Genomic DNA, 24,573 nt, shown 5'->3' with positions numbered 1-24,573 from the left:
CTGCGCCTCACCGGGTTTTCATGCCGGCTTCGGTCAGTATCTGGATGAACAGCGGCTCCATCTTCTTCATATGATCATAGAATTCGGCCCCGGTGCGGTAGGAGGGCGCGACGCCAAGTTTCTTGAGCTGGTCCTGCACCTCCGGGTCCTTCAGGGCGATCTCGAAGGCTTTCTCCATTTTGTCGCGCACCTTGGGGTCGACGCCCTTGGGGAAGGCGTAACCCATCGGGCCGAAGCTGATGTAGTCAAAGCCAAGCTCGCGCAGGGTCTTGACGTCGGGATAATCAGGCCAACGCTCCGGCGAGGTTGAAGCGAGCAGGCGCAAATTGCCGGCGTCGATCTGCGGCTTCATTTCCGTCGCGCTTTGCAGGGTCAGGTCGACGTGGCCGCCGACCGCCTGAAGCACGGATTCAGCGCCGCCTGCGAACGTTACCCAGCGCAGATTGGCGCCATTCAGTTTTGCCATCTGGAACAGCGGCAGCACGTTGTTGGGGCTGGTGGAGCTGTAAGTCAGGCGCTTTTTCTTCGACTGGTCGACGATGTCCTGAACGCTTTTGATCGGTGAATCCTTGCGTACGCCGACGCCGTAGCGCAGCTCGGCGGCCTGGGCGATCAGATCGAAGGATTTCCAGGGATCAAACGGCAGGTCCATCATGTGCGGCGCGGTCAGATAGGATGACGACCCCACCAGGCCGATGGTGTAGCCATCGGGCGCGCTGCGGGCGAGTTCCGCCGGCCCGAGCTGGCCGGCGCCGCCGGGAACGGCCTTGATGATAACCGGCTTGCCGATGGTTTTTTCGATGCTGCGGGCAATGGCGCGCGCCGTCAGCTCGGTGGCCGAGCCGGGCGGATAATTGTTGATGAGGGTAATTTCCTTGCGCGGCCAGTCATCGGCGGCGTGCGCAGTCAATGCGCCAAGCAGGCAGACGCCAGCGGCGGCCGCCAGCACTTTCAGAGCCGGTATCCGGATCATTGTTTCCTCTCCCAGATGTTTATTTGTTATTTAATATAATTTTTTGAGGTTACAGGCGCGCATAAACCCCGTCAACACACGGGTTTGTCAGGAATTTTCCAAAACAGGCGGCGGGACTGGCCAGCACTTGCGCGCAATGCATATGAAGCTATTTCTTGCGAGTGTGAATTGATCCCGCATGCTTCTTGCGCATGCCTTCATAACTGCGGACATGCGGAAATCTGTCCGGCGGAACTATTATTCCGCCCGTCGCCAGACATTGGCGGGCCGCCCCAGCCAGCGCAGAACCACCGTGGGCGGACATCCGCGCAGCGTTTCCACGTTAACATCTGGCGACCGGAGCGCTGCCGGCGGGCGCCAGCAAGGCGCCATGCCGTAGCGCTGGAGCGAAACCCCGGTTCAGGGTGAGCGGATTTCGCTGCAACAACTGACGCAGGAAGGTCAGCGCTTCTTGACGAATTCGGCGCGCAGCACCAGGCCGCGAATTCCCTCGTACCGGCAGTCGATTTCCTGGTCGTCGTCGGTCAGGCGAATGGCTTTGATCACCGTGCCCCGGCGCAGGGTCTGGTTGGCGCCCTTGACCTTCAGGTCCTTGATCAGGATGACGCTGTCGCCATCAGACAGTTCATTGCCGGCGGAATCACGCACCACACGACCGCCGCCCGCAGGGGCGCGGGTCGCCGCTTCGTCCGGGCTGATCCATTCGCCCGTCGCTTCATCATAAACGTATTCATCGCCTGACATGGCGGCCTCCGGTTTGCTTGCTGCTTTCCGCATCGGGAAGGCGTCCTCATGCAGGGCAAACCACGTTCGCGGCGTATTGTCCAATTTTGGGATGTAATATCGGAGTGGAGGCTGTCGCCCGTCCGCCTTTCCCCAAAGGCGAACTGATAATGGTTTCCTGGCCCCGACGAGCCTGAGTCAGGGCCAGATTGCTCAGGTTGTTCGGGAAATATAGCGCGCGGGGTTCAGACCGGGTCTGTCCCGGGGGCGGTCCCTAGCCTTCCGCCAGCTTCATCAGCACCAGCCCGGACAGCACCAGCCCGGCGGCGAGCAGGCGCATCGGCGTGAGGCTTTCGCCGAGGAACAGCACGCCGACGATGAAGGCGCCAGCCGCGCCGATGCCAGTCCAGACCATATAGGCGGTTCCAAGCGGCAGCGTCCGCATGGCCCAGGCCAGCAGCGTGAAGCTGGCGATCATGGCGACGATGGTGATGATGCTGGGGGTGAGCCGGCTGAAGCCGTGCGAGGCTTTCATCGAAAAAGCCCACACAATCTCAAGCAGTCCGGCGACAAAAAGATACGCCCAGGCCATTGGCCCCTCCTGTCAAAGGGCCGGGCCGTCCCGGGCTTTTTCCCCCGCGAACGCCATGCAACCGGGCGCGGGGCCGGAGGCGTGGCCCCGGAGATTGCAACGCGCTTTCTGTGACGCATGGGGGGCGGATGGTCAAGCCAACGGCGCCGCCCGCCGCCCGACATGGTCGCGTGGGGTTGGCGTGATGGCGCCCGGTCGTGCTAGACAGGCATCACGCGCGTCTGTTTCCAGAATATGGGTCAGGCCCGTATGCCCGCGATGACCAGCTTAAAGAGCCAACCCGTGATCGAGCAGACTACGTCACGCATTGTCATTGCCGACGATCACCCCCTGTTCCGGGGCGCATTGCGGCAGGCGATCGCGCGGATATTGCCCCAGGCGGAGATCGTCGAGGCAGGTGATTTCGCCGCGACTACAGCGGCGATGAACGGCGGCGATGACCCGGATGTGGTGCTGCTGGATCTGTCCATGCCCGGCGCCCAGGGGTTTTCCGGCCTGTTGTATCTGCGGGCCCAGCATCCGGGCGTGCCGGTGGTGGTGGTGTCCGGCGCCGGCGATCCGGGCGTCATTCGCAAATGCATGGAGTTCGGCGCCTCCGGCTTCGTGCCGAAATCGCTGTCGGTCGACGCCATGGGCGAGGCGCTGGCGGCGGTGCTGGCTGGCGGCACGTGGACGCCGCCGGACGTTGACATGTCAACCGCCCCGGATCGCGAGGCGGCTGATCTCGCCCGCCGCCTGACCAGCCTGACGCCACAGCAGGTGCGGGTGCTGATGATGTTGTCGGAAGGGCTGCTCAACAAGCAGATCGCCTACGAGCTCAACGTCTCCGAGGCCACAATCAAGGCGCATGTTTCGGCGATCCTGCAGAAGCTGGGCGTGGAAAGCCGCACGCAGGCGGTGATTGTCGCCGCCCGCATGGCCGCCGCGCCGTGGACAACTGGCGCGCCGGCGTAACGGCCCGGGTTCCGGCGCAGGGTTGGCAAGGCTGAAGAGCTTGAAGGGAAGAATCGATGGCTGAAGGCCGTGGCGGGGTTTCGGGTTTTCTGGGGGGCTCGCCTGTCTCGGTGCTGGCGCGCCTTGTGTTCCTGTCCGTGCTGGTGGGCGCGGCGATGGCGTTCCTGGATATCACGCCGGTCGGGCTCTACGAGAGCGTGGCGCGTTTCGTGCGTCGCCTGATCGCCAATGGTTTCGCCGTTCTTGGCGACGTCGGCATGTGGTTCGTCTATGGCGCCATGGTTGTTGCGCCGGTCTGGCTGATCCTGCGGATCATGAATTTTCGTAAATAGCTCGTTCCCGGACGGCGCCGGTTTCCGCTTCCGGCGCCATCCAGCTTGCCGGACGCGTTCTCTCTTTTGATGTGACGCCTTTTCTCCACGGCACGCGGCGATGCTCTGAAAGGCGAAACCCCCGCTTCCGTTGAGGAATGCGGGGTTTGTTGTTCTGTCAGCTCAGGCCGCTTCCCGAGCCACGTCAGCGGCGTCGGCGCCCACCTGGGCGGCCAGGGTCTCGCCGCTGCGACCGAGACGATCGGCGAGGCCGCGATTGATTGCGGCGGCGACGTGCGGCCCCTTGTAAATCATCCCCGTATAGAGCTGCACAAGGGTGGCGCCCGCCCGGATTTTGGCCCAGGCGCTGTCGGGGCTGTCGACGCCGCCAACGCCGATCAGCGGGAAGGCGCGCTCCACCCGCAGCCAGGCGTTGGCCAGCATCCGCGTCGAGGGGCCAAGCAGCGGCATGCCGGAGAGGCCGCCCTGTTCCTGCGCGACATCACGGTCACGCAGCGTGTCAGGGCGGGCGATGGTGGTGTTGGAAATGATCATGCCATCGACGCCACGCCGGCGGCAGACCGCGACGACGCCGTCCAGCTCGTCCAGCGACAGGTCCGGGGCGATCTTCAGCAGCACCGGCCGGCGCGTCTTGCCCCGCGCGGCGATGGCGTCGCGCGTCTCCAGCACCCGGCCGAGCAGATCGTCCAGCGCCGCCTCATGTTGCAAATCGCGCAGGCCCGGCGTGTTGGGGGAGGAGATATTGACGGTGAAATAGCTGGCGACGTCGGCGAAAGCCTGCACGCCGGCCACATAGTCGGCGGCGCGGTCAGTCGCGTCCTTGTTGGCGCCGATGTTGACGCCGACGAGGCCGCGCGCCCCGGCGACGTCGCGGGCGCGGGCCAGCAGGCGGGCGCGCGCCGCTGCGTGGCCAGCGTTATTGAAGCCGAGCCGGTTGATGACAGCGCGATCATGCGTCAGGCGGAAGATGCGCGGCTTTGGATTGCCGGACTGCGGCTTCGGCGTGATGGTGCCGACCTCGACGAAACCGAAGCCGTAGCCCAGCATGGCGTCGGGAACCTCAGCGTTCTTGTCGAAACCTGCGGCAAGACCGACCGGATTGGGAAAATCCAGCCCGAAGGCGGTCACGGCGAGGCGCGCGTCGTTCGGCGGCGGCGTCCGGCGCGGCATGGCTGTAAGGGCCCGGATGGTCACCCCATGCGCCGTTTCCGGGTCGAGGGTGAACATCGCCTTGCGGGCCAGCTCTTCAAACAGTCCGAACGTCACGTCACAACTCCGGTATCGAGGGCGCGCCCGCCGCATCAAGCGTCAAAAACCACACCCGGCGCACGGCGGCGACGGGCAGGGGGACGTAAAGGTGCGGAAACAGCGCGCCGCCCCGGCTCGCCTCATAGCGCAAGTCCGCCCCCAGCGCAGCCGTTTCCACCTCCAGCAACGCCAGGTTTTGCTGTCCGTGAAAGTACAGGCGGGCGGTTTCGCCAACCTGCTCCGCCGTTGACAGGTGGATATAGCCGTCGGCCAGATCAATGCCTACGCCGGCGAATGTGCCCGCGGCCTGCGCCGCTTCCCAGTCGCCGCGCAGGCAGATCTTGTACGCAAGCGCATGGTCTCGCGCCGTCTCCCCGGGCGGGCGATGGGCCGGGTCATGGGCCCGTTTCCTGGATGATGGCGGCGCAGTCATGGCGGTTTCTCCGGGTGATGGCGGCGGCGCCCGATTCGCCGGCGGGTGACGCGCGCATACGCCCATGGTATGCGCCTGTGAAGGGCCGCGGGCGCGGCGATCTTGATGAGGCGGCCAACAGTGGACAGCAAACAGCCTGTCGGCATCCTGCCGGCCCAGACCATTCGTGAACTGGCCGACGCCGGCGTGGTGCGCGTCCAGCAACCGCTTGATCCGGGCCAGGTCCAGCCGGCCAGCCTTGATTTGCGGCTTGGCGCCACGGTGTGGCGGGTGCGGGCCAGCTTCCTGCCGGGCCGTCGCCCGGTGCGCGAGCGGCTGGAGCAACTGGCACTGCACCGCTTCAGCCTGGAGCAGGGCGCGGTGCTGGAAACCGGCTGCGTCTATATCGCCGAAATCCAGGAGGCGCTGGCGTTGCCGCCGGGGCTGTCCGCTTCGGCCAACCCGAAAAGCTCCACCGGCCGCCTTGATGTCTTCACCCGGCTGATCACCGACCAGGGCGAGGAGTTCGACATCATTCCACCCGGCTACAACGGCCCGCTGTATGCGGAGATCTCGCCGCGCACCTTTCCAATCCTGGTGCGCGCCGGCTCGCGGCTGGGCCAGGTGCGCTTTCGCTCCGGCAATTCACGCCTGACCGACGCGGAGCTGGCGGCGCTGCATGCGCGCGAGCCGGTGGTGGACGGGACGGCGGCTTCGTTCCAGAACGGCGTCGCCGTCAGCGTCGATCTTTCGGGCTTTGGCGAGGACAGGCTGATCGGCTATCGCGCCCGGCGCTTCACCGGACTGGTGGACGTGGACCGCGTCGGCGCCTGCGCCGTGGCGGATTATTGGGAGCCCCTGCACGCCGATGGCTCTGGCGCGCTGATCCTTGATCCTGGCCAGTTTTATATTCTCGCCTCGCGCGAAGCCGTCACCGTTCCGCCCGACTTCGCGGCGGAAATGACGCCGTTTGATCCGCTGGTCGGGGAGTTCCGCGTGCACTACGCCGGCTTCTTCGATCCGGGCTTCGGCCATAGCGCCGCAGGCGGCGTCGGCGCCCGGGCGGTGCTGGAGGTGCGCTCACGCGACGTGCCGTTCATCATTGAGGACGGCCAGATCGTCGGTCGCCTGGTTTATGAACGCATGCAGCAACGCCCGGCAACCCTCTATGGCGAGGGCGGATCCAACTACCAGGGGCAAAGCCTCAAGCTATCCAAACACTTCCGGTAAAGTTTCGCACTTCCGGAAAAATTCACCGGCCCGGGGCTGCCCCGCCAGGCTTCGCCTTGCGGGGCAATGCGGCGCGGGCGCCGCGCGGGCCGACCCATTGGACATGGCGCGCCAGAATGGCGGCGGCAAGCTCCACATGACCGGCGCGCAGGGCGGCGAGAATGGCGCGGTGGTCGCGGTCGGTCGGCGCCTCCCATTCCGAACGCCAGCCGGAAAACAGGAAGCGGGCGCTGGCCAGGTGCAGGTCGTCGATGGCCGCCAGCAGCCGCGGCATCCGGCAGGGCGTCAGGATCAGGGTGTGGAAGTTGCGGTTGGCTTCTTCCCAAGCGTGCATGTCAGGGGCGCGGTCGCCGGCGCGTGAGGCCTCCTCGGCCGCGTCGAGAATCGTCGGGGTGAGGTTGGGCGCTGCGTGGCGCAAGGCCAGCACCTCCAGCGCCGCGCGCATTTCGGCGACTTCGCGCACCTCATCGACGGTGAACCCGGCGACGCGCACGCCGCGCCTTGGTTCGCTCACCGCCAGCCCCTGCGCCTCAAGCCGGCGGAACGCCTCGCGCACAGGCACATGGCTGGCGCCGAACTCATCCGCCACATGGTCCTGCCGGAGCCGCGCGCCCGGCGCCAGTTCGCCCGAAATGATGCGGTCGGCCAGCGCCTTGCTGATGCGCGTGGCGATCGTGTCGCGCGGTGTATCCGTCATGGCCTGCCCGGAGAATGCCGACGCCTGATCTTCATGGAAAAAGACGCCGTTCTTCATAAGGAAAATGCGTGGACCCAACAGGATAAAGCGCATGCGGCGGCGGGGCCTCGCGCGCGTTCTGATGGGGGCCGAACCGCAAGCTGGTCCGGCGTCTCACGTGGATAGAGCATGTTGCGCCGGAAGGAAACGAGCGCCGCCGCGGACTTGACGAACCGGGCGTCGCCGGCTCCAACGATCCCGCCGCCGTCATTTGCCTGTCCTCCATTCGCCTGTCCTCCTTGCCTCCGGAAATCCGTGTCCCAGCCCGACCATTCCACTCCGCCCGGCCTGAACGAGCGCGTCATTCCCGCAGTCGCCGGCGCGTTGATCTATGGCCTCGTCATCTACCTGCTGGTCTGGTTTGGCGACAAAGACACGCTGCCAGCGATCTCCGGGCTGATCCTGATGCCCATGGGCGTCGCCAGCGTCGCCACCATTCTGGCCGACCCGCGCGGCGTCGGCAGCATCTGGCGGCATGTCTGCATCGGCTGGGCGGTTATCGCAGTCCTGGTCGTTCTTTGCATGCTGCTGTTTGGCGAGGGCGGCGTTTGCGCCATCATGGCCGCGCCCGTGTTCATGCTGACTTCGGCCGCCGGTTCGGCCCTGGCCACATGGGCGTTGCGCACCCTGCACGGACGTCGCCGCGCCAGCCTGCTGGTGCTGCTGCCGCTGGCAGGCCTGCCAATCGAGCCCATGTTGCCGGCGCCGGAGCGGGACGGGGAGGTGACCACTGTCATGGAGATCGCCGCGCCGCCCCAGGAGGTCTGGCGCCATACGGTGGAAATTCCCCACATCGCTCCCCAGGAACTGAAACGCACCTTCAGCCACGACATCGTCGGCGTCCCCCGGCCGATCGACGCCCGGCTGCAAGGCCATGGCGTTGGCGCTGTCCGCCATCTGCGCTGGACGGGCGGCGTGACGTTCCAGGAGGTCGTCACCCGCTGGGAGGAGAACCGGGCCCTGTCCTGGACATTCCGCTTCGGTCCGGAATCGATCCCGCGCGCCATCGAAGCGCACATAAAGGTGGACAGCGCCTATCTGAAAATCGCCGACGGCGAATACCGGCTGGAGCCGTTGCCCGGCGGCCGCACCCGGTTGACCCTGTCGACCCACTACCGCATGGCCACCCCCATCAATGCCTATTGCGACTGGTGGGGGCAGATTTTTCTCAACGATTTTCACGGCGTTGTGCTGGAGGTGATCCGCGCCCGGGCGGAGAAGGGCGCGAGCGGGGTCGTGGCGCGCACCCCGATCTGAGAGCCTGATTTACTTGTAAAAGCCTTCGCGCAGCCGGACGCCGTGCTCCAGCCAGGCCTTCATGGCGCAGAGCATGCCGGTCCAGCCTTCGCAATTGCCATAGGACGCCTTGATCCCCGCTGGCGCGTCAGTCCACCCGGCTTCGGAAATCCGCACCAGGGTGCGGTCGTCAGCGAGCGGTTCGAAGGTCATGGTCACCGTGGTCAGCCGCTCGCCGGCGGCGTCCGGCGCCGCGGCGCCTTCGGCCGCGCCCCAGCGCAACACAATGCGCCGGTCCTTGTCGACGTCAACGACATGCACCGGAAATGCGCCGGGGAAATCATGGAAATCCCAGGTCACGGTCGCGCCCGGCTCAAGCCATCCCCGGGCGCCGCCGGTGGTGAAGTAGGCCGAGAGCTGTTCCGGATCGACAACTGCCCCGAACACCTGGGCCACTGGTCTGGCGATGCGGCCGCTGATGGTGAAACCCGGCTCCATTGGAAAGCTCCCCGTTTGTCTGACATGCCCTCCGGCACGTTTGACGCTGTTCTTCCCGATCGTCCCGAATTGACGCGCTGCTTGATGCGAAGCGGCGTCAGCCCGAGAATGCTCTGGAGCGCCTTCCGATCAGAATGCGCTCAAACAAAGAGAACTGGAGCGGTTTGCGATCCGGATTGATCGAAAACAGCTCTAGCCGCCGGCCTGCGAGGTGAGCATTGGTTTTTCCCGATAGAGATCGGGGAACAGGCGCTTCAGATGATCGAGCTTCGGCAGGTCATAGTAGGCGATATAGGGCGCGCGTGGATTCAGGGTCATGTAGTCCTGGTGATATTTTTCCGCCGGATAAAACTGTTTGTCGCCTTCGATGGTGGTGGCGAGCGGGGCGCCATAGACGCGGGCGCCATCGAGCTGCGCCACATAAGCTTTCGCAAGTCGCGCCTGATCAGCGTTCTGCGCGAACACCGTGGAGCGGTACTGCGAGCCCACGTCAGGGCCCTGACGGTTCTTCTGGGTGGGATCGTGCGCCGCCGAGAAGTAGATCTGCATGAGCCTGCCGTAGCTGATTTGCCGGGGATCATAAGTAATCCGCACCGCTTCGGCATGGCCGGTGTCGCCATTGCCCACCGCTTCATAGTTGGCGGTGACGGCGGCGCCCCCTGCGTAACCGGAGACAGCGTTGGCCACCCCGCGCACGTGCTGGAACACGCCCTGCACGCCCCAGAAGCAGCCGCCGGCAAACACGGCGGTCTCCATCCGGTCGCTGGCGGGGGCCGGTTCATCCAGCTTCGGCGGCGGGATGGCCACGCCCTCCCGCGCTTCGGCCGGCGCGATCGCCGCGATGGCCAGCAGCGCCGCGACGCCGGTGAGAAAGCCACAACCAACCGCCTGTTTCATGATGCTGTCTCCACCGTGGCCGCCCGGTTACGCCGTCGTCGGGCGGAAGGCGAGGGCGAGCCCGTTCATGCAATACCGCAGCCCGGTCGGCTGAGGCCCGTCGCTGAAGACGTGGCCAAGGTGGCCGCCACACCGGCTGCAATGCACCGCCGTGCGCGTCATGCCAAATGACCTGTCCTGCTCCTCGCCGACAGCGTGGTCGAGCGGTTTCCAGAAGCTCGGCCAACCGGTGCCGCTGTCGAATTTGGTTCTGGAATCGAACAGCGGCTGGTCGCAGCCGGCGCAACTGAAAACGCCGGCGCGATGTTCCTTGTCCAGTGGGCTGGAAAACGCCGGCTCGGTGCCGGATTTGCGCAGGATGTCATATTGCTGCGGCGTCAGCTTCTTGCGCCATTCCGCGTCGCTGAGGTTGACGGGATATGTCGTCCCCGCCATCGCCAGACGCGGGCCGGCCGCAAGCAATGCGAGGCTGGCGCCGGCCAGCATGAAGGACCGGCGTGAGCAGGAACCGCTGGATCGCCATGCCTCGGAACGCCTGGGCCTGTCCGGTTGGTGCGTCATGGCCATATCTCCCGTATCGCCCACATTGTGGCGCGCACATTGGGGAGGAATTTCGGCGCCGCCGGGCGCATCATGCCCGGCGAACGCCGTTCACCCGACATGAATGGCGGACGCCTCTCCCAGGGGAGGCCGCGCCACGAAAGGACCGGTTGCTTGAGCGTCATGGGCGGAAATCAGGCGCGGACGGCGTCGCTGTCGTTGTCGCAGGCGCGTGGTCCGGACGGTCTGCGGTTGTACGCCATCGGCGATATCCACGGCCGTCGCGACCTGCTGGAGCAGATGCATGCGCTGGTCGATGAGGACATCAGGCGCGCTGGAGCCGCCGACTGGCGGGTGATCTATCTCGGCGACTATGTCGATCGCGGCCCGGACAGCCGGGGCGTGCTCGACATTCTGGCGTCGCTGCGGGGGGATCCGCGCCGCGTCATGCTGGCTGGCAACCACGACGCCGCGTTTCTCGCGTTTCTGGACAAACCGGACCTGCGCGGCGTGTTCGCCAACAACGGCGGCGCGGAAACGGCCCGGTCTTACGGCGTCGACATGAATTTCCGGGATTACGCGGATGACCCGGACGCCCTGTTGCGCGATCACGCCCGCCTCGTGGCGACGCTTCCTGGCGTCCACCGGCAATTTCTTGAAGGCCTGCCGCATTGCATCAGTTTTGGCGATTTCTTCTTCTGTCACGCCGGCGTCCGCCCCGGCGTCGCGCTTGATCGCCAGAGCCCCGATGACCTGATGTGGATCCGCGCGCCTTTTCTAGAGACGGATCAACTGTTCGCAAAAGTGATCGTCCACGGTCACACCATCAGCCCAGGACCGGTTACGCGGGCCAACCGCATCGGCATTGATACGGGCGCCGTGAAAACCGGTCGTCTCACCGCCCTGATCATTCAGGGCGGCCAGCGCGCCTTTCTCTCCACCTGAGGCGGCGGGCGCGCCGGAGCATCAGTCAGCCCATTCGGGGTCGGTGGTGAAGGCGATGGTCAGCCAGCGGTCCGGGGTGTCGTCGCCGATCATTGCGCCCACTTCATCCCGGATGCGATCCCATTCCCGCAGCATGCGCGGCGGATCATCGGCCGGCACAATGAAATACAACTCGATTTGCCGCCCACGGCCTACCCTGGCGACATAGGAGCGCCAGGAAACGAAGTTGTGGCGGCGCACGATCGTCTCGGCAACCGTGTCCACATGCTGTTTCAGATCCGTGGGCGTCACAAGCAGAATTTCGGAGAACGCCTGCCGGATCGTCCCCGCCGGCGCGGGGATGATGGCCAGACACGCCAGCGCCAGCACCGCCGGATCGACGTATGGCGTCAGCCACTCCATGGACGTGCCCTGGAAAAGAAAACCAATGCTGAACGCGACGAGCAGCGCCGCTGTCAGCGCCGACGACATGACCCATGACCTGACGTCGAGGGCGACGAAGTCTGACTGGATCGTCCGGTTGCGCCGGTGTTCGAACGCCGCCATCGACGTGGTGATCAGCAGGGTGATGACGGCGTAGACGATGGCGGGGCCAAAGGCGAGTTCACGCCCGCCATCGATGATGCTGCCGATGGCGTTGACGAAGGCATAGACCGCCGCGCCGGTCAGCAGGATGCCGTTCAGACCAAGCACCATCGGCTCCAGATGCCAGAAACCCATGGTGAAATGCTTGACCAGCTTGCTGTCGCCGGCCCCTGACGCCGTCGAGGCGGCGATCAGCCGGGTCACGACAAGCGCGACCATGGTCATGATCGCGTCTGTGAGGGCGTACATGCCGTCGAAGATCACGGCGTAGGAGCCCGAAAGAAGTCCAAAGATGATGCCGATCGCCGCGACGATGAATGTAACGCCGGTTGAAAGGCGCAGAAGATCCTGTTCCGGTTTCACCAGCTTTCCCCGCCAGAGGCCAGGGCGCGATGCTGCGTCAGCGCGATGGGGAAGGCAAGCGGCCGGTCGACGTCAACATGCGCGCCGCGCGAGGCGGTTGACGTCGCCGCCGTGTCGCGGGACCAATGGGCTCCCATGACAAAAACCGGCGTCATGACCGTGACGACCCCATGGGCCCGCCAATGCGGCGGAGAACATCAGAAGGAAACGCCATGTCCAACGTCGTGATCGAGCAGCTTGAGGACCGGCTGCTGACGCTGACCATGAACCGCCCCGAGAATCGCAACGCCCTGAATCCGGCCCTGTGCGAAGGGCTGGTCGCGGCCACCGCGCGCGCCGCCGCCAATGTCGACGCCCATGCGGTGTTGCTGACCGGCGCTGGCCCGGCGTTCTGCGTCGGCGGCGACGTCAAGGCCATGGCCAGCGGCGAGGGCCGGGCGCTGTCGCCCGACGATCGCGCCTGGAGCCTGCGCGGCTGGATGGAAGCGTCGCGCCTGCTGCACGACATGCGCAAGCCCACCGTGGCCGGCATCAATGGCGCGGCGGCTGGCGCGGGCCTGTCGCTGGCCCTGGCCTGCGACCTGCGCATTGTCACGCGGTCGGCGAAAATCACCACCGCTTTCGCCAAGGTGGCGCTGTCCGGCGATTTCGGTGGAACCTATTTTCTGACCCGCCTTGTCGGCAGCGCCAGGGCCCGCGAGCTTTACTTCACCTCGCCGGTGCTGACCGCTGATGACGCCCTGCGCCTTGGCCTGGTGAACGAGGTGGTGGATGACGCCGAATTCGCTGAAGCGGCGCGGGCCTACGCTCTGAAGCTGGCGCACGGGCCGCGCATTACGCTTGGCTACATCAAGCACAACATCAACATGGCCGAAACCGCATCGCTCGAAGCCTGCTTCGACAATGAGGCGATCAACCACACCCGCTCGGGCGGCACGGCCGACCACCGCGAGGCGGCCGCGGCGTTCGTCGAAAAGCGCCAGCCGGTGTTCCGGGGCGCCTGAGCGGCGGTTTTACTAATGGCGTTGTGACCGGAGGAATGGCTGACCCCGGGTCCTGACGGCCTGCCGGTGTGGCCGCCAGAGGAGCGACGTCCGCGCCTGGGCGCCTATACGGTGCGGCAGGTCGATCCCGACGCCGGGAGCATCGACGTTGATTTCGTGCTGCATGGCGATCCGGCGGAAAGCGTCGGCGCGCTGGGCGGCTCTGGCGAGGTCTGGCGACCTTGCGGCGCTGCCGGTGATCTCGCGGCTCCTCGAAGTCCGGAAACCTGGTCGCACTGGATCGTGTCGTCGATACGCTTTCGTGATCGGGGCGTTTTATACGCCGCGCACGCGCGTCGCCTGACGTGAGGTGGTATCCAGGTTGCTGGAAAACGCTCTATAACTCCGCCTGCGCCGGCCCGCGCGCTGGTTTCAGGCGGAGAGTGAGTTGAGCGGACAGACGCGGAAACGGACGCGGCGGGAAAAGCAGAGCGACACGCTGGAAGCCCTGGTGTCCGCCGCCATCCAGGTGGTGGGGAATGAAGGGTACGCCGCCGCGTCGATCGCCAAAATCACGGCCTTGGCCAATGTCGCCAACGGCACTTTCTACAATTACTTTGACAGCCGGCAGGACCTGTTCGACCAGTTGCTGCCCATTGCCGGCGAGCGGCTGATCGCCCACCTGCGCGCCAACGTCGCCCCGGGAGCCACCGGGCTGGAGCGCGAGCGCCAGCGCATTTCGGCCTATTTTGATTATCTGCGGCTGAACCCCGGCTTCATCCGCATTTTTCACGAGGCGGAAATCCACGCGCCCCGCGCTTACACGCGGCACCTGGAGGCCTATCTGGCCGGCTATGGCCAGGCGCTCGGCCGCAGCCTGAACCTGAACGAACTGGGCCGCTTTTCCCGGGAGGACATCCCGGTGCTCGGCTACCTGCTGATGGGCATGCAGGACTACATGGCCATGCTGTTGCAGGCGCCCGGCAAGGATGTGGACGCAGAACGGATGGTCTCCGTTTATCTGCGCCTCATCGGCATGGGCGGCCTGTTCGTCGAGGCGGGGCCCGCTCAACCCGTCCGCGCGAACTCATAGGCGGCGGGATCCATGTCGTGGGTCATGCGCCAGTAGTCGACGAAGCGGTAGGGCATCACCGAAACCACCCGCCCGGCGGCGTTGCGGTAATAGGTGGTCATGCCCTGGTGCGACCAGATCATGTCCCGGTGCAGGTCATCCACTTCCTGCACGTGAGCGTCGTGCGCCTGCTGGCGCACCTCGGCGGCGGTCGCGGCGGCTTCCGTCTGTTGCACGATGCAGGAGGCGATGTAGCGGCTCTGGCATTCTGATTGGAAGATGACGCTGCCGCCGTGGCCAGGCCCCGTGTTCGGGCCCAGCATGTTGAAGAAATTCGGGAAGCCCGGCACGGAAATGCCGAGGTAGGCCGACGGGTTGTCCTCGCCCCACAAGGATTTGAGGGTTACGCCGTCGCGGCCGGTGATGTTCAGTTTCGCCGCCATTTCCGTGACGCGGAAGCCGGTGGAGACCACTACGACGTCGGCCGGTCGTGAGGTTCCGTCAGTCGTGACGACGCCGGCGGCGTCGAAATGGTCGATGGCGTCGGTGACCAGCGCGACATGCGGCTGGGTCAACATGCGATACCAGCCGTTGTCGAGCAGGATGCGCTTGCCATAGGGCGGGTAGGCCGGCGTGCATTTGGCGATCAGGTCGGGCCGCCCGGCGAGTTCGGCCTGGATGAAGTCGGCCAGCTCCTGGCGATGACGGTCGTTGGTTCTGTTCACCGCCCGCTCCGGATGCGGCCACTCCGGGTCGATTTTCAGGAACGGCAGCAGGCCGTCGCCATAGCGCCAGAACATGTTGAAGCGGAACCATCTGGCGTAAAACGGCAGATGCGCCAGCAGCCACTGGGCGTCGTCGCTGATCGGGTCGGCGTAGCCCTTCACCGGCCGCACCCATTGCGGCGTGCGCTGGTAGATGTCGAGCGCCGCCACCTTGCCCGCGATGCTCGGCGCCATCTGCATGGTCGTCGCGCCGGTGCCAATGATCGCGACGCGCTTGCCGGTCACGTCAAGATCGCTGCTCCACGCCGTGGAGTGCAATATCTGCCCCTGAAAATCTTCCTCGCCCCTGAACGGCGGACGCGACGGATCGTTGAGCTGGCCAATGGCGCTGACCAGATAGGGGGTATCCAGCGTTTCCTCGCCGTCCGGCGTTTTCAGCGTCGCCGTCCAGACATGGCGCGCCGCATCCCAGCGCGCGCCGGTCAGCTCGGTGCGCGGACGAAAATGCCGGCGCACGTCGAATTCGTCGGCGATGCCGGTGATGTAGTCGTACAGCTCGTCGCGCTGGACGAAATAGCGGCTCCACGGATAGGCGGCGCCAAATGAGAATGAATAGGAATGGTTCGGCGTGTCGACGCCGCAACCTGGATAGCGGTTCATGTACCAGACGCCGCCGATATCGGCGTTGCGGTCGATGACCGTGTAGGGAATGCCCAGCCGGCCGAGCGCAACGCCCAGCGCCACGCCGCAGACGCCGGCGCCGACGATCAGCACATGCCGGTTCTGCAGGGTCGCCGCCTCCGGCTGCGCCCGCCAGACGACGTCGCGGGAGACGAAGCCCATCTCCTCCTGCATCAGGGGCGCGTATTCCGGCGACACCCGCTCGCCCAGGGTGGCGTCCATCATCTTCAGCAGCGTTGCGTCGTCCGGCGTCGGAATGGCGGGGCGGGCGTCAGGCCTCCTGAAAACGTCGATGATCGCCGCGCGGATTTCATCCTGGATTTCCGGCGGCAGGCCCGCGTCAGGATCGGGGATCAGCCGCACGTCGCGGCGCGGCGCATAGGGCGGCTTCAGCCAGCGGTCGTCGCCGGTCATGTGATACAGCACCATCAGCAGCACGCGGATGTCGCCGTCCCTGAGATGGTCGCCCAGCCGGGCGTTGTCTGCCAACTGATCCATTGTTGCCTGTTGTCCCTGCGCGGAGGTTCGTGACGGGGCGTCGCCCCGGGGGAGCGCTGACGTCGGGCCGTGCGCCGCCTGGCGAGGTCGCCGGTTTTGACGTCGAAAATGAATAATGAACCAATATTCATTTTTTGATTGACGTCAATACGCGCGTCGGTCTGGCGGCGGGGCGAGCATGCGCCGGCTGTAGTGTGAAACGAAAGATCAGATGGCAGTAGAGGGGAACCGACGGGATCAACCGGGATTAGGTGGGATTACCCGGGAAAGCCTTACCGCATAAGGGACTTGGCGGGAGCGGTCGGGCCAGATGGACAGCTTCCAGCGAAAGATCAAATGGCAGTGTCCGGCCGGACCGAAAGGGCGCTGCGTGACACGCTGAAGCCGAAAGGCCCGTGAAATCAACAAACGCCCCCTTGGAACTGTCACGACTTGGGAGCAATCCCGTGCGAGCCGTGACAGATAGCTAAAATCGTTGCCAGCTAAGGTGATCTGGCGAAGATGCACTCTGATCGCCCGAAAAAGAAGTGTAACGGCAAAATCGCCGTTCAAGGCCATTTAAAGCGCCAGGGAACGGGTGCCAAACGCCGAATGGCGTGGCCACTGCGTCAAGCGCCATCCTCCCTAGTCGGCACAGTGGCGCCGCGCCAATCTGGTGGGGGAACGGCGGGAAGAATCTTATCGACCAGCTTTAGAAGCTCCAGAGTAGCCGCCTTAGCGGCTGGAGTGCCAATCGGATCCAGCTTGCACCGGTCATAGGCCTCCCGGGCTGAATTGATCCAATCGCTCAGGACGATCACCGCACCCGGAGGCGCAATCCGCATCTCTGCCGGATCAATCACTGGCGCGGCCACAATCGCCCCGTGAGCCGCTGCCTCGACGGCGATGTGCACCGGCATCCCATAGCTCAGCATGCGTTCGTAAACCTCGACGGCCGTCTCCTCCATTTGCTTGGTCAGGGTCATTGGAACTGTTTTGAGCACAAGCTTGCCCTTCAACAGGTCCCGCTCGATCGCCTCATCTATCGTCCTGCTCATGATGGTCACCTCGCGCAATCCCCGCAATGAACAACGTTAACCGTTCGTTAAAATCGTTCTTGTTTTGTTCACGGTCAAGCGCGACACTCTCTCGGTAACCGTTACCTAAGGGCTGAGAGGGAGTTTGCCATGGTGACCACCCATGAAACGGTCAAGCATCTGACTTACTACGTCGTCCAGACGTTCAGAGCCGTAAAAGGGGCCCGAGGAAAAATTTCCGCCGATGAGCCAATGCCGGCACGCGATGAAGCGCATGCAATGCGCCTCGTCGAGCGCTACAGGGAGGCGCGAGCGGGCGTTGTGGCCTTCCGACGCACCGGTGATCCTGCAACTGGTGAATGGGAAGATGCCGTCATTCTCGCGCGCCACGGGGTGCTGCCTGCCGAAGTTGATGACATGCGCACTGCCGCATCGTCCGCCGAAGGAATGTTGCTGGCGAGTTGAGGCTGCATCGGCGGGCGCGCACGTCACTTGATCTTGCGCGCCCAGCTGCGGCAGTCGGCCATGTACGAGTTGTAATCTCGCAATGATCCATCCGCTGCAGCGGTGCCGCGCTGACCGCCCCGGCGCATATCATCGGTAAAATTCGCGAGCGACTGAGCGGCGAGACCACATCTGACGCGAGCGACAGTCCATGGGCCTTCCGTTTGCGGCCACGTGCGGACCTCCGCTACCAGTCGCGTCAGTGTATAGCCCTCTTGCTTAAGCGTGTCGGCATCTCCCGTTCTGACCGCTTGCATGACTTGGCGGTGGCTCTGGCTCACAGATTTGATCCAGTCAGACGTTGATATCCGGTACTCCCACGCGCAAGCGCCAGTGATAAAGCCAGCACTGGCTGCGAACGCCAAGAATCCACCGATGCGCCTCATATTTCGCCCCCTGCCCAAACAACGCGCCCCTCGACCCGGAGTGCCTCGGCGTCCGGAGCCGCGAGCGTGTCCGTTGGATATCGCTCGTTGTCGCTGATGAGAGTAAGCGCACCTTGCCACCCAATGGCAATGCGTTTGATGCGGACACTATTGCCATCTACCAGCACATAAACGCCGTCCCTGCGGGCGCGATCAACGCGCGTATCTACAAGGCACACTGAGCCTTCTGTGATCGTGGGCTCCATGCTGTCGCCGCGCGCGTCAATAAAGCGGGCATAGCGCTCAGGGACACCCAGCCGGTCAAGCCAAACACGCGGGAACGGCAATCGCGCGAGCTCAAATGGCATTGGATTCTCAGCGCCAGGGCCTGCGGAAGCAACCACGTCAAGCAGCGGAATCATCACCGCATCCGGCATTTCTGACGGCAACGGCGGATGCGCTGCCATATCTGACGATCCGCTCTCCCCGAATATGAGATGGTCCGTAGTTACGCCTGCTGCCTTGGCGATAACGGCCAGCCGGGAGCTGGGCACATCGGAGTCGCCCCTGCAGTAACGATCGAGGGACGCCAAGGGGATGCCCGTCCTTGCCGAGAACGCCTCTCGCGAGCCGAGGCTTCGGATCAGATCATCAATTCTGCCAGCCATTTGTGATCGATCTGCCATTCAAATTCGGCCTGCGCGGTTGCTAATCGTTGAATATGAGTTGACGAACAAATCATATTCAACGACACTGTCACAAGTGAAGTCCACATGTGTGGTTAACACGTCGCCAGAAACAAGGCGAGACGGGGCAGATATGGCCAGGAACTGGACGAAGCAGGTGATCCTGCACGCGCTACGCCAGCGCGGAACGACAGCCGCTGAAATAGCGCGGCAGAACAATGTTAGTCGCTTTGCGGTCTATGCAGGCATGGTGCGGCCGTATCCCAAAGTGAACGGCATGATCGCTGGCGCTCTTGGCAAAAAGCCGCAGGATATTTGGCCAGAATACTACGACAGCAATGGGAAACGCATCGGGCTTCTGGTTGCACCGAGAGGTGCGCGATGACTGACGGGCTCGAATACAACATCAACATCAACGATATTCTTGTTGCAGATCGACTGCGCGTGGTCTCTGAGCCGCACGTGGCGATGATCATGGCGTCACTCTCCGAGGTCGGGCAGTTGAGCGCGATTGCTGTCGCTCGCGCCACAAATGACGCCAACGCCGTCATTCTTGTAGACGGCGAGCATCGCCTTGAAGCCGCCAAGCGTCTCGAATGGACGGAAGTGCGCGTCTATGAGCGCAACCTGACACCTGAGGAGCGCGAAAAGCACGAGATTCACGCCAACATCATCCGTGCCGAGCTCAACCCGCTTGACCGGGCCGTTTTCCTTGGTCGCCTTGGCGATATATTCGAGCGAGAGAACCCTGGCGCGCGCAATGGCGGCGACAGGAAGTCACGGAAGTATCTTGAGAAAAATCAGTTTGCCAACTTGGCAAACTGGTCTGAATTTTCGAAGGAAGCTTCTCGCCGGACGGGGGTCTCCGCGCGCACCATTTACCGGGCGCGGGATCTTGCTGCACATCTCTCCCCTGAAGCTGTCGCCCTCATCCGTGGCACGCCGCTGGCAGATAACCAGAGCCAGCTTCAGGCGCTTGCCCAGTTGCCGGCCGAGGAGCAGGTCACCGTTGCGCGCACCGTCGCGAATGGCAGGGCCGCCAATGTCGCGAAGGCTCGCGTCGCAGCGGGCCTCATCCCGGCCGGCGGAGCCGTGCGTCAGGAGGACGGGCCCCTGGTCAAGCTGGAGGCGCAGATCCTGCGCCTGTCGCTCGCGCAACTGCGCTCGCTCCGCGACCTGGTCGACCGTCGCATCGCAGCCAAGGAAGGCGGCGCGTAATGAAGGTCTGGCTCACGTCATCCGAAATCGCAGATCTGGCCCTGGCCGGCCTGCCGACGACGCGGCAGAACATCAATCTGCTCGCCGAGCGCGAGGATTGGGCCCGCTTTGGCGCGCTTTGCCGCAAACGCGAGGGACGTGGCGGCGGCGTCGAATATCATATCTCTCTGCTGCCTGTGGCCGCCCGCTGGGACTACTGCGGGCGCCACGGCGAGGCCGCGACACCGCCAGACACGGCCTTGACCGCACAGTTCGACGCCCCCGCCGGCCGGGCTGGCGTCGAACTCGATGCGCGCGTCGCCATCCTTGACGCTTTCGCCCTGTTCCGGCGCCAATCTGGCGTCAGCCTGACAGTTGGCGTCAACTACTTCGCGGATCTGTATGTGCAGGGCCGCGTTGACGTCGCCGACTGGGTGCGGCAGGCCGTGCCTCGCCTGTCATCCCGCACACTTTTTCGCTGGCAGTCAGCTGGAAAGAACGGCGAGATTGACCGGCTGGCTGTCGATCGGGGCGGCGCCCGGCGCGGGCGTGGTTTACTCGATGCTGGCGACGAAGGCCGGGTTAAGGCCTTCCTGCTGGCCCTGGTGGTGCAAAATCCGCTCTACACGGCCCGCCAACTCCACGAGACGCTGAAAAGTAAATATGCGGGCGGAATCGAGCTGGACGGGACGTTGCGTCCTGTCCCCAGCCAGCGCCTTGTTGAAATGGCGTTAAAACGCTGGAAGGCCGAGCACAACACAGAACTTCTGGCCCTGACGAATCCGGACGCCTTCATTTCGCGGACCCGCGTTGCTGGCACATACGTCCACCTCGTGCACGGGCTCAACGAGCTCTGGCAGATTGACGCCTCGCCCGTCGACGCCCTGTGCCTAGACGGCCGCCATTCGGTCTACGTCTGCATCGACGTCTGGTCGCGCCGGATGGTGCTGCTGGTGTCGCGGACACCGCGTTCCGAAGCGGTGCAGTTGCTGCTGCGCAAGGCGATCCTGTTGTGGGGGCGGCCCAAGGCCGTAAAGACGGACAATGGCTCGGATTTTGTCGCCAAGGCGACGCGAAGGCTGTTGGCTGGCGTCAACATCGAGACCATCACGTCGACGGCGTTCAGCCCCTGGCAGAAGGGTGTTGTCGAGCGCGCTGTCAGGACCTTCCAGGTCGATTGTGGACGCATGCTGCCGGGGTTTATCGGCCACAACGTCTCTGACCGTAAGGTCATCGAATCCCGCAAGGCGTTCGCCGCGCGCCTCGGCGTCGACGACAACAAGGCGTTTGCGGTCGAAATGACGGCTGCAGAGTTAGCGTCCCATGCCGACAACTGGGCCAGTCAGATTTACGCCCACCACCGCCACAACGCCCTTGGCATGAGCCCCTTCGCGAAGGCGGCCTCATGGTCGGGACCGATCGAGCAGGTAGATGCCGAGGCGCTCAACATCCTGCTGATGCCGGCGCCGGACAACGACGGCTATCGTACAGTTGGCAAGAAAGGCATCCGCATCGCGCACTACCACTACATGGCTCCGGGGCTGATGGTCGGCCAGCGCGTGTTCGTGCGCCTGGACCCTCAGGATGCCGGGCGCGCCTGGTGCTTCGCCGAAGAGGACAGCGCCACGTTTATCGCGGAGGCACGCTGCCCCGAACTGCTCGGCGAAGACCCGGTTGCGCTGCGCGCGGCCGTCGCCGCCGCACAGAAGCAACTCATCCAGGAGCGCACGGCTGAGATTAAGGCGGAACGCCGCAAGATCACGTCCCGCACTGTGCTGGACAGCCGCATGGAGCTGGCCGCCCGGCGCAATGCCAATCTCGTCGAGTTCCCCAAGCGCGCTGACGAAGTCACGACGCCTGCGCTCGATGCCGGCCTTGAGGTTGCAGCGCGCCGTCGTGGTGACGCCCCGAAGGCCGCGCCAGTCACCGACGAGGTCGCGGAGATCCTTGCCCAGCTTGAACGCGAGATGGACGCCCCAGTAGCGCCAGAGCCCACACCAGCGCCTGGCGGCAGGGTCGTGCAGTTGCGCGACACGGAAACACAGGCCCAGCGGTATCGCCGGTTCCTGTCCATTCATAAACGCATGGAAGCAGAGGAGCCAATCACGCCAGCAGAGGCGGCGTTTTACGGAGGCTATGTCCAGTCTGCCGAAAAGAAAGCCCTAGACGATCTGTTTGACGACTTTGGCGACGAAGCATTGGGCTAACGCCAAAGCAAAAGGGCCTCGCGCCAACGAGACCCTTTTGAAGAAGAAACTTATTCAAGTGGGTGAACCATGTCAGAAACATCAACCCAGCACAAGAGGCCAGAGAGCGGTTTTGAACGTCCCAGCTCGCTCGCGCCGCTGAAAAATGTGGCGGAGATGATGCGGCTCGTAAACCGCTTGCGGCACCGCGCCTATCACCAACCAGGCTTTGGCGTGATGCACGGCTATTCCGGATACGGGAAGACATATTCTGCCGTTTACGCGCAGAACAAAACACTGGGGCCGCGCGTCGAGGTTGGCGACAGCTGGACTAAAAAGACCCTCGTGCGGGCAATCCTGCGGGAGGTCGGCGTCCAGAATCCAAAAGGCACGGTCGCGGATATGACCGAGCAATTGATCGGTCGCCTAGCCGCCCCCGAGCACCCGCCGCTGTTTATCGACGAAGCAGACAAGCTCGTTGACAAGAGCATGATCGAGATCGTGCGTGAAATTCAGGAAGGCTCACAGGTTGCGGTCATTCTGATCGGCGAAGAGCTCCTGCCGCAGAAACTGGAGCGGATCGAGCGAGTTCATAATCGCGTGCTCGCATGGGCAACGGCCCAGCCGTGCGACATTGAGGATACGATCAAGCTGGCGAAAGCGTTTTGCCCTGATCTCAACCCCAGCATGGACTTGCTTGAGCACGTCCGGCGCATATCCGACGGGCGCGCCCGGCGAATTGTGAACAATCTTGCCCATATGGCAGAGCATGCGCGCATCACCGGCGTAACCGATTTCTCGATGGACAACTACAGGGGCGAACTGGACAGCGGTAAGTCGCCATCCCGAAGGGCGGTGGCGTGATGCAGTACAACAACGCCTTCAACTCGGCATTCTACTGGCGCGTAATGGAAACGCTGCAGAAAGAGTACGGCTACTTCTCGGTGGCAGTATTGTCAGCGGTATTTCCGGGCAAAGGCCAAGCCGCTATCCGGACCTATCTCGTCAACTTGCACGACATGGGCGCCATTGAGCTGGTCGGAACGCAGCAAGCAAATACTGCTGCTTACCGCATCGTCAATCACGGCGAAGCGCCGCCGCTGGTAGGGCGTCTCGCTGGGGGACGCCAGCAGCAGGCTCTCTGGACGGCCATACGCAGCCTCGGAACGTTCTCGGCGCTCGAACTGGCGGTGTCAGCCTCGACAGACGATCAGGAAATTACGCAACGCGCGGCGGCGGCTTTTGCGCGCGACCTGGTCAAGATCGGATACCTGGCTGAGGTCGCCACCACTCGATCGCCCGCGAACCGGACCAAACCCGTTTACCGCCTGCTTCCACGGCGGAACACAGGCCCGCGCGCGCCCATAATCCTGCGGCAGGAACAGGCCTCTTTTGACGTCAACCTGATGCGCAAGATTTCCAAGGGAGATGCGACATGAATCGCGGTCCTGTCCCTGGCTCACGCTCCCATGCTGATCCGCTGGCCAAAGCGCAAGCCGCGTGGGGAGCTGATATCCCAGGTGAAGTTGTTGCTCTCGCTGAAGCTTGCGCGGCGCAGCCAGCCAATGCGGTTGCCAAACGGCTCGGCTATTCCGCTGCGGTCGTCAGCAACGTGCTCGGCAACAAGTATCCCGGCGATGTTGCAAAGGTATTTGCCGCCATTCGCGGCGCCCTCATGGGCGAGACGGTGTTGTGCCCGATCCTCGACGAGATCGGCCGCGATCGCTGCCTTGCCGAGCAGAAGCGGCCGTTCGCATCGACGAACAGCACCCGCGCACGGCTTTACCACGCCTGCAAGAGCTGCGAGCACCGCGTGCAACGGGAGGTCCCCGATGCGTCGTGACCACACCTATCTCGTCGTGTGCATCCTGATCTCCGCCGCCGGCGGCGTCGCGCTCGGGATCGTTGTCGACGACTGGCGTTTCACCGTGTTCGCCACATTCATCTTCGCCGCGCCGCTGGGCATGACTGCCATTCAGGGCGCCCGCATCATCCGAATGAATGCTGTTTTGCCCCGGCGCCGCCGGAACGGAGGTCGCTCATGACCAAGGTTGTGCTTTCTGACGCGATGTACACGTTGTTCGAGTATTTCGCAGGTCTCGAAGGACAGGAAACCACCCTGACCAAAGACGAAGTTGTCGGTCTTGCTTCTGCGTTTGGCGAAATGGCCGACTACGCTCTTGAGCTCGAAACCGCCGCCGTGACCGAACGCGCATCCTGTGCCCGCGCCGCCCTCGTCGCATCCGGCATCACCATCGGCGGCAACGTCATCGTCTTCCCGATCCTGCCGCGCCATCCGCTTCCGGCCGCCTGAATTTAACGCCTGTTTTTTGAGGACTAGAGCGTTTTTCGATCATTCCGGCTCATATCCGCATGAAACGAAGTAGTTCTCACAT

General features: G+C 64.1%; 31 protein-coding genes. 17 read left to right on the top strand and 14 right to left on the bottom strand.

The features are described from left to right. Positions 1-7 precede the first annotated feature (7 nt). The 3 genes from IE243_RS12260 to sugE form a co-directional block, all read right to left on the bottom strand. Positions 8-973 (bottom strand): Bug family tripartite tricarboxylate transporter substrate binding protein, encoded by a 966-nt coding sequence (locus IE243_RS12260; RefSeq protein ID WP_191319685.1) that lies wholly within the window; start codon positions 971-973, stop codon positions 8-10. Positions 974-1,414: 441 nt separating this feature from the next. Next, positions 1,415-1,717 carry an alkylphosphonate utilization protein gene (locus IE243_RS12255; protein ID WP_191319684.1) on the bottom strand — a complete coding sequence of 101 codons (303 nt, stop codon included), beginning with the start codon at positions 1,715-1,717 and terminating at the stop codon, positions 1,415-1,417. A 253-nt stretch (positions 1,718-1,970) separates the two neighbouring features. Beyond that, the gene (gene sugE, locus IE243_RS12250; RefSeq protein WP_191319683.1) at positions 1,971-2,288 is read right to left on the bottom strand and encodes a quaternary ammonium compound efflux SMR transporter SugE; all 318 of its coding nucleotides are present in this window, start codon (positions 2,286-2,288) and stop codon (positions 1,971-1,973) included. Between the two features lie 258 nt (positions 2,289-2,546). Between sugE and IE243_RS12245 the strand changes: the two genes are divergently transcribed. Both IE243_RS12245 and IE243_RS12240 read left to right on the top strand, forming a co-directional pair. Beyond that, positions 2,547-3,242: a LuxR C-terminal-related transcriptional regulator gene (locus IE243_RS12245; RefSeq protein WP_191319682.1), complete on the top strand. Its 696-nt coding sequence runs from the start codon at positions 2,547-2,549 to the stop codon at positions 3,240-3,242. A gap of 56 nt (positions 3,243-3,298) precedes the next feature. Further along, positions 3,299-3,574 (top strand): DUF6460 domain-containing protein, encoded by a 276-nt coding sequence (locus tag IE243_RS12240; protein ID WP_191319681.1) that lies wholly within the window; start codon positions 3,299-3,301, stop codon positions 3,572-3,574. Positions 3,575-3,736: 162 nt separating this feature from the next. On the opposite strand, the gene IE243_RS12235 is transcribed toward IE243_RS12240, so the two are convergent. Together IE243_RS12235 and IE243_RS12230 are read right to left on the bottom strand one after the other, a co-directional pair. Further along, a complete protein-coding gene (locus IE243_RS12235; protein ID WP_280514594.1) occupies positions 3,737-4,840 on the bottom strand; it encodes a quinone-dependent dihydroorotate dehydrogenase in 1,104 nt (367 codons plus the stop codon). Position 4,841: 1 nt separating this feature from the next. After that, on the bottom strand, positions 4,842-5,255 hold the full coding sequence (locus IE243_RS12230; RefSeq protein ID WP_191319679.1) for a DUF952 domain-containing protein: 414 nt from the start codon (positions 5,253-5,255) through the stop codon (positions 4,842-4,844). A gap of 105 nt (positions 5,256-5,360) precedes the next feature. On the opposite strand from IE243_RS12230, the gene IE243_RS12225 reads away from it, so the two are divergent. Then, the gene (locus IE243_RS12225) at positions 5,361-6,464 is read left to right on the top strand and encodes a 2'-deoxycytidine 5'-triphosphate deaminase (protein WP_191319678.1); all 1,104 of its coding nucleotides are present in this window, start codon (positions 5,361-5,363) and stop codon (positions 6,462-6,464) included. Between the two features lie 22 nt (positions 6,465-6,486). On the opposite strand, the gene IE243_RS12220 is transcribed toward IE243_RS12225, so the two are convergent. After that, complete coding sequence (locus IE243_RS12220) at positions 6,487-7,161, bottom strand: GntR family transcriptional regulator (RefSeq protein WP_191319677.1); 675 nt, start codon at positions 7,159-7,161, stop codon at positions 6,487-6,489. 294 nt (positions 7,162-7,455) lie between these two features. Here IE243_RS12220 and IE243_RS12215 point away from each other — a divergent pair, with 294 nt between their 5' ends. Next, positions 7,456-8,457 carry an SRPBCC family protein gene (locus tag IE243_RS12215; protein ID WP_191319676.1) on the top strand — a complete coding sequence of 334 codons (1,002 nt, stop codon included), beginning with the start codon at positions 7,456-7,458 and terminating at the stop codon, positions 8,455-8,457. Between the two features lie 9 nt (positions 8,458-8,466). Here the strand turns inward: IE243_RS12215 and IE243_RS12210 are convergent, their stop codons facing one another. From IE243_RS12210 to msrB, 3 genes are all read right to left on the bottom strand, one after another. Then, positions 8,467-8,934 carry an SRPBCC family protein gene (locus tag IE243_RS12210; RefSeq protein WP_191319675.1) on the bottom strand — a complete coding sequence of 156 codons (468 nt, stop codon included), beginning with the start codon at positions 8,932-8,934 and terminating at the stop codon, positions 8,467-8,469. A 192-nt stretch (positions 8,935-9,126) separates the two neighbouring features. Beyond that, entirely contained in the window at positions 9,127-9,831 is a 705-nt protein-coding gene (gene msrA, locus IE243_RS12205) for a peptide-methionine (S)-S-oxide reductase MsrA (protein ID WP_191319674.1), read from the bottom strand. A 27-nt stretch (positions 9,832-9,858) separates the two neighbouring features. Further along, positions 9,859-10,317: a peptide-methionine (R)-S-oxide reductase MsrB gene (gene msrB, locus IE243_RS12200; protein ID WP_210319855.1), complete on the bottom strand. Its 459-nt coding sequence runs from the start codon at positions 10,315-10,317 to the stop codon at positions 9,859-9,861. A gap of 237 nt (positions 10,318-10,554) precedes the next feature. Between msrB and IE243_RS12195 the strand changes: the two genes are divergently transcribed. Then, a complete protein-coding gene (locus IE243_RS12195; protein WP_191319672.1) occupies positions 10,555-11,316 on the top strand; it encodes a metallophosphoesterase family protein in 762 nt (253 codons plus the stop codon). Between the two features lie 21 nt (positions 11,317-11,337). On the opposite strand, the gene IE243_RS12190 is transcribed toward IE243_RS12195, so the two are convergent. Together IE243_RS12190 and IE243_RS12185 are read right to left on the bottom strand one after the other, a co-directional pair. After that, positions 11,338-12,264, bottom strand: a complete 927-nt coding sequence (locus IE243_RS12190) for a cation diffusion facilitator family transporter (RefSeq protein ID WP_191319671.1) — start codon at positions 12,262-12,264, stop codon at positions 11,338-11,340. After that, the gene (locus tag IE243_RS12185) at positions 12,261-12,419 is read right to left on the bottom strand and encodes a hypothetical protein (RefSeq protein WP_191319670.1); all 159 of its coding nucleotides are present in this window, start codon (positions 12,417-12,419) and stop codon (positions 12,261-12,263) included. Before IE243_RS12185 ends, IE243_RS12190 begins: the two co-directional genes overlap by 4 nt. 57 nt (positions 12,420-12,476) lie before the next feature. Between IE243_RS12185 and IE243_RS12180 the strand changes: the two genes are divergently transcribed. The 3 genes from IE243_RS12180 (at position 12,477) to IE243_RS12170 (ending at position 14,340) form a co-directional block, all read left to right on the top strand. Next, positions 12,477-13,268, top strand: coding sequence for an enoyl-CoA hydratase (locus IE243_RS12180; protein ID WP_191319669.1), 792 nt, complete (start codon positions 12,477-12,479; stop codon positions 13,266-13,268). Between the two features lie 39 nt (positions 13,269-13,307). Further along, positions 13,308-13,616, top strand: a complete 309-nt coding sequence (locus tag IE243_RS12175) for a siderophore-interacting protein (protein ID WP_191319786.1) — start codon at positions 13,308-13,310, stop codon at positions 13,614-13,616. Positions 13,617-13,695: 79 nt separating this feature from the next. Further along, on the top strand, positions 13,696-14,340 hold the full coding sequence (locus tag IE243_RS12170) for a TetR/AcrR family transcriptional regulator (RefSeq protein ID WP_191319668.1): 645 nt from the start codon (positions 13,696-13,698) through the stop codon (positions 14,338-14,340). On the opposite strand, the gene IE243_RS12165 is transcribed toward IE243_RS12170, so the two are convergent. Continuing rightward, positions 14,316-16,223 carry a flavin-containing monooxygenase gene (locus IE243_RS12165; RefSeq protein ID WP_191319667.1) on the bottom strand — a complete coding sequence of 636 codons (1,908 nt, stop codon included), beginning with the start codon at positions 16,221-16,223 and terminating at the stop codon, positions 14,316-14,318. The genes IE243_RS12170 and IE243_RS12165 overlap by 25 nt on opposite strands. 608 nt (positions 16,224-16,831) lie before the next feature. Beyond that, on the bottom strand, positions 16,832-17,260 hold the full coding sequence (locus tag IE243_RS12160) for a hypothetical protein (protein ID WP_191319666.1): 429 nt from the start codon (positions 17,258-17,260) through the stop codon (positions 16,832-16,834). A 129-nt stretch (positions 17,261-17,389) separates the two neighbouring features. On the opposite strand from IE243_RS12160, the gene IE243_RS12155 reads away from it, so the two are divergent. Continuing rightward, complete coding sequence (locus IE243_RS12155; protein WP_191319665.1) at positions 17,390-17,704, top strand: hypothetical protein; 315 nt, start codon at positions 17,390-17,392, stop codon at positions 17,702-17,704. A gap of 421 nt (positions 17,705-18,125) precedes the next feature. Here the strand turns inward: IE243_RS12155 and IE243_RS12150 are convergent, their stop codons facing one another. Continuing rightward, on the bottom strand, positions 18,126-18,575 hold the full coding sequence (locus IE243_RS12150; protein WP_191319664.1) for a S24 family peptidase: 450 nt from the start codon (positions 18,573-18,575) through the stop codon (positions 18,126-18,128). 352 nt (positions 18,576-18,927) lie between these two features. On the opposite strand from IE243_RS12150, the gene IE243_RS12145 reads away from it, so the two are divergent. From IE243_RS12145 to IE243_RS12110, 8 genes are all read left to right on the top strand, one after another. Then, positions 18,928-19,179, top strand: coding sequence for a helix-turn-helix domain-containing protein (locus IE243_RS12145; RefSeq protein ID WP_191319663.1), 252 nt, complete (start codon positions 18,928-18,930; stop codon positions 19,177-19,179). Beyond that, the gene (locus IE243_RS12140; RefSeq protein ID WP_191319662.1) at positions 19,176-20,012 is read left to right on the top strand and encodes a ParB/RepB/Spo0J family partition protein; all 837 of its coding nucleotides are present in this window, start codon (positions 19,176-19,178) and stop codon (positions 20,010-20,012) included. The genes IE243_RS12145 and IE243_RS12140 overlap by 4 nt, the downstream gene beginning before the upstream one ends. Then, positions 20,012-22,198, top strand: a complete 2,187-nt coding sequence (locus IE243_RS12135) for a Mu transposase C-terminal domain-containing protein (protein ID WP_191319661.1) — start codon at positions 20,012-20,014, stop codon at positions 22,196-22,198. Before IE243_RS12140 ends, IE243_RS12135 begins: the two co-directional genes overlap by 1 nt. A gap of 69 nt (positions 22,199-22,267) precedes the next feature. Continuing rightward, positions 22,268-23,041, top strand: coding sequence for an AAA family ATPase (locus tag IE243_RS12130; protein ID WP_191319660.1), 774 nt, complete (start codon positions 22,268-22,270; stop codon positions 23,039-23,041). Further along, a complete protein-coding gene (locus IE243_RS12125) occupies positions 23,041-23,616 on the top strand; it encodes a hypothetical protein (RefSeq protein WP_191319659.1) in 576 nt (191 codons plus the stop codon). Before IE243_RS12130 ends, IE243_RS12125 begins: the two co-directional genes overlap by 1 nt. Next, positions 23,613-24,020: a transcriptional regulator gene (locus IE243_RS12120; protein WP_191319658.1), complete on the top strand. Its 408-nt coding sequence runs from the start codon at positions 23,613-23,615 to the stop codon at positions 24,018-24,020. The genes IE243_RS12125 and IE243_RS12120 overlap by 4 nt, the downstream gene beginning before the upstream one ends. Further along, on the top strand, positions 24,010-24,222 hold the full coding sequence (locus IE243_RS12115) for a hypothetical protein (protein ID WP_191319657.1): 213 nt from the start codon (positions 24,010-24,012) through the stop codon (positions 24,220-24,222). Before IE243_RS12120 ends, IE243_RS12115 begins: the two co-directional genes overlap by 11 nt. Continuing rightward, a complete protein-coding gene (locus tag IE243_RS12110) occupies positions 24,219-24,491 on the top strand; it encodes a hypothetical protein (protein WP_191319656.1) in 273 nt (90 codons plus the stop codon). Before IE243_RS12115 ends, IE243_RS12110 begins: the two co-directional genes overlap by 4 nt. Positions 24,492-24,573 lie beyond the last annotated feature (82 nt).

It is taken from the genome of Camelimonas fluminis, assembly GCF_014656355.1.
Taxonomy (GTDB): Bacteria; Pseudomonadota; Alphaproteobacteria; order Rhizobiales; family Beijerinckiaceae; genus Camelimonas; species Camelimonas fluminis.
The sequence above is the reverse complement of the archived record's forward strand: the minus strand, read 5'-3'. Positions and strand labels throughout refer to the sequence as shown.

Bases quoted from the DNA above. Each gene is read 5' to 3' on its own strand.
- IE243_RS12210 (WP_191319675.1), bottom strand. From the start codon at position 8,934: ATGGAGCCGGGTTTCACCATCAGCGGCCGCATCGCCAGACCAGTGGCC.
- IE243_RS12185 (WP_191319670.1), bottom strand. From the start codon at position 12,419: ATGACGCCGGTTTTTGTCATGGGAGCCCATTGGTCCCGCGACACGGCG.
- IE243_RS12195 (WP_191319672.1), top strand. From the start codon at position 10,555: ATGGGCGGAAATCAGGCGCGGACGGCGTCGCTGTCGTTGTCGCAGGCG.
- IE243_RS12225 (WP_191319678.1), top strand. From the start codon at position 5,361: ATGAGGCGGCCAACAGTGGACAGCAAACAGCCTGTCGGCATCCTGCCG.
- IE243_RS12125 (WP_191319659.1), top strand. From the start codon at position 23,041: ATGCAGTACAACAACGCCTTCAACTCGGCATTCTACTGGCGCGTAATG.
- IE243_RS12230 (WP_191319679.1), bottom strand. From the start codon at position 5,255: ATGACTGCGCCGCCATCATCCAGGAAACGGGCCCATGACCCGGCCCAT.
- IE243_RS12115 (WP_191319657.1), top strand. From the start codon at position 24,010: ATGCGTCGTGACCACACCTATCTCGTCGTGTGCATCCTGATCTCCGCC.
- IE243_RS12150 (WP_191319664.1), bottom strand. From the start codon at position 18,575: ATGGCAGCGCATCCGCCGTTGCCGTCAGAAATGCCGGATGCGGTGATG.
- IE243_RS12255 (WP_191319684.1), bottom strand. From the start codon at position 1,717: ATGTCAGGCGATGAATACGTTTATGATGAAGCGACGGGCGAATGGATC.
- IE243_RS12110 (WP_191319656.1), top strand. From the start codon at position 24,219: ATGACCAAGGTTGTGCTTTCTGACGCGATGTACACGTTGTTCGAGTAT.
- IE243_RS12245 (WP_191319682.1), top strand. From the start codon at position 2,547: ATGACCAGCTTAAAGAGCCAACCCGTGATCGAGCAGACTACGTCACGC.
- IE243_RS12140 (WP_191319662.1), top strand. From the start codon at position 19,176: ATGACTGACGGGCTCGAATACAACATCAACATCAACGATATTCTTGTT.
- msrB (WP_210319855.1), bottom strand. From the start codon at position 10,317: ATGCTGGCCGGCGCCAGCCTCGCATTGCTTGCGGCCGGCCCGCGTCTG.
- IE243_RS12165 (WP_191319667.1), bottom strand. From the start codon at position 16,223: ATGGATCAGTTGGCAGACAACGCCCGGCTGGGCGACCATCTCAGGGAC.
- IE243_RS12135 (WP_191319661.1), top strand. From the start codon at position 20,012: ATGAAGGTCTGGCTCACGTCATCCGAAATCGCAGATCTGGCCCTGGCC.
- IE243_RS12220 (WP_191319677.1), bottom strand. From the start codon at position 7,161: ATGACGGATACACCGCGCGACACGATCGCCACGCGCATCAGCAAGGCG.
- IE243_RS12240 (WP_191319681.1), top strand. From the start codon at position 3,299: ATGGCTGAAGGCCGTGGCGGGGTTTCGGGTTTTCTGGGGGGCTCGCCT.
- IE243_RS12130 (WP_191319660.1), top strand. From the start codon at position 22,268: ATGTCAGAAACATCAACCCAGCACAAGAGGCCAGAGAGCGGTTTTGAA.
- msrA (WP_191319674.1), bottom strand. From the start codon at position 9,831: ATGAAACAGGCGGTTGGTTGTGGCTTTCTCACCGGCGTCGCGGCGCTG.
- IE243_RS12180 (WP_191319669.1), top strand. From the start codon at position 12,477: ATGTCCAACGTCGTGATCGAGCAGCTTGAGGACCGGCTGCTGACGCTG.
- IE243_RS12145 (WP_191319663.1), top strand. From the start codon at position 18,928: ATGGCCAGGAACTGGACGAAGCAGGTGATCCTGCACGCGCTACGCCAG.
- IE243_RS12155 (WP_191319665.1), top strand. From the start codon at position 17,390: ATGGTGACCACCCATGAAACGGTCAAGCATCTGACTTACTACGTCGTC.
- IE243_RS12260 (WP_191319685.1), bottom strand. From the start codon at position 973: ATGATCCGGATACCGGCTCTGAAAGTGCTGGCGGCCGCCGCTGGCGTC.
- sugE (WP_191319683.1), bottom strand. From the start codon at position 2,288: ATGGCCTGGGCGTATCTTTTTGTCGCCGGACTGCTTGAGATTGTGTGG.
- IE243_RS12160 (WP_191319666.1), bottom strand. From the start codon at position 17,260: ATGAGCAGGACGATAGATGAGGCGATCGAGCGGGACCTGTTGAAGGGC.
- IE243_RS12120 (WP_191319658.1), top strand. From the start codon at position 23,613: ATGAATCGCGGTCCTGTCCCTGGCTCACGCTCCCATGCTGATCCGCTG.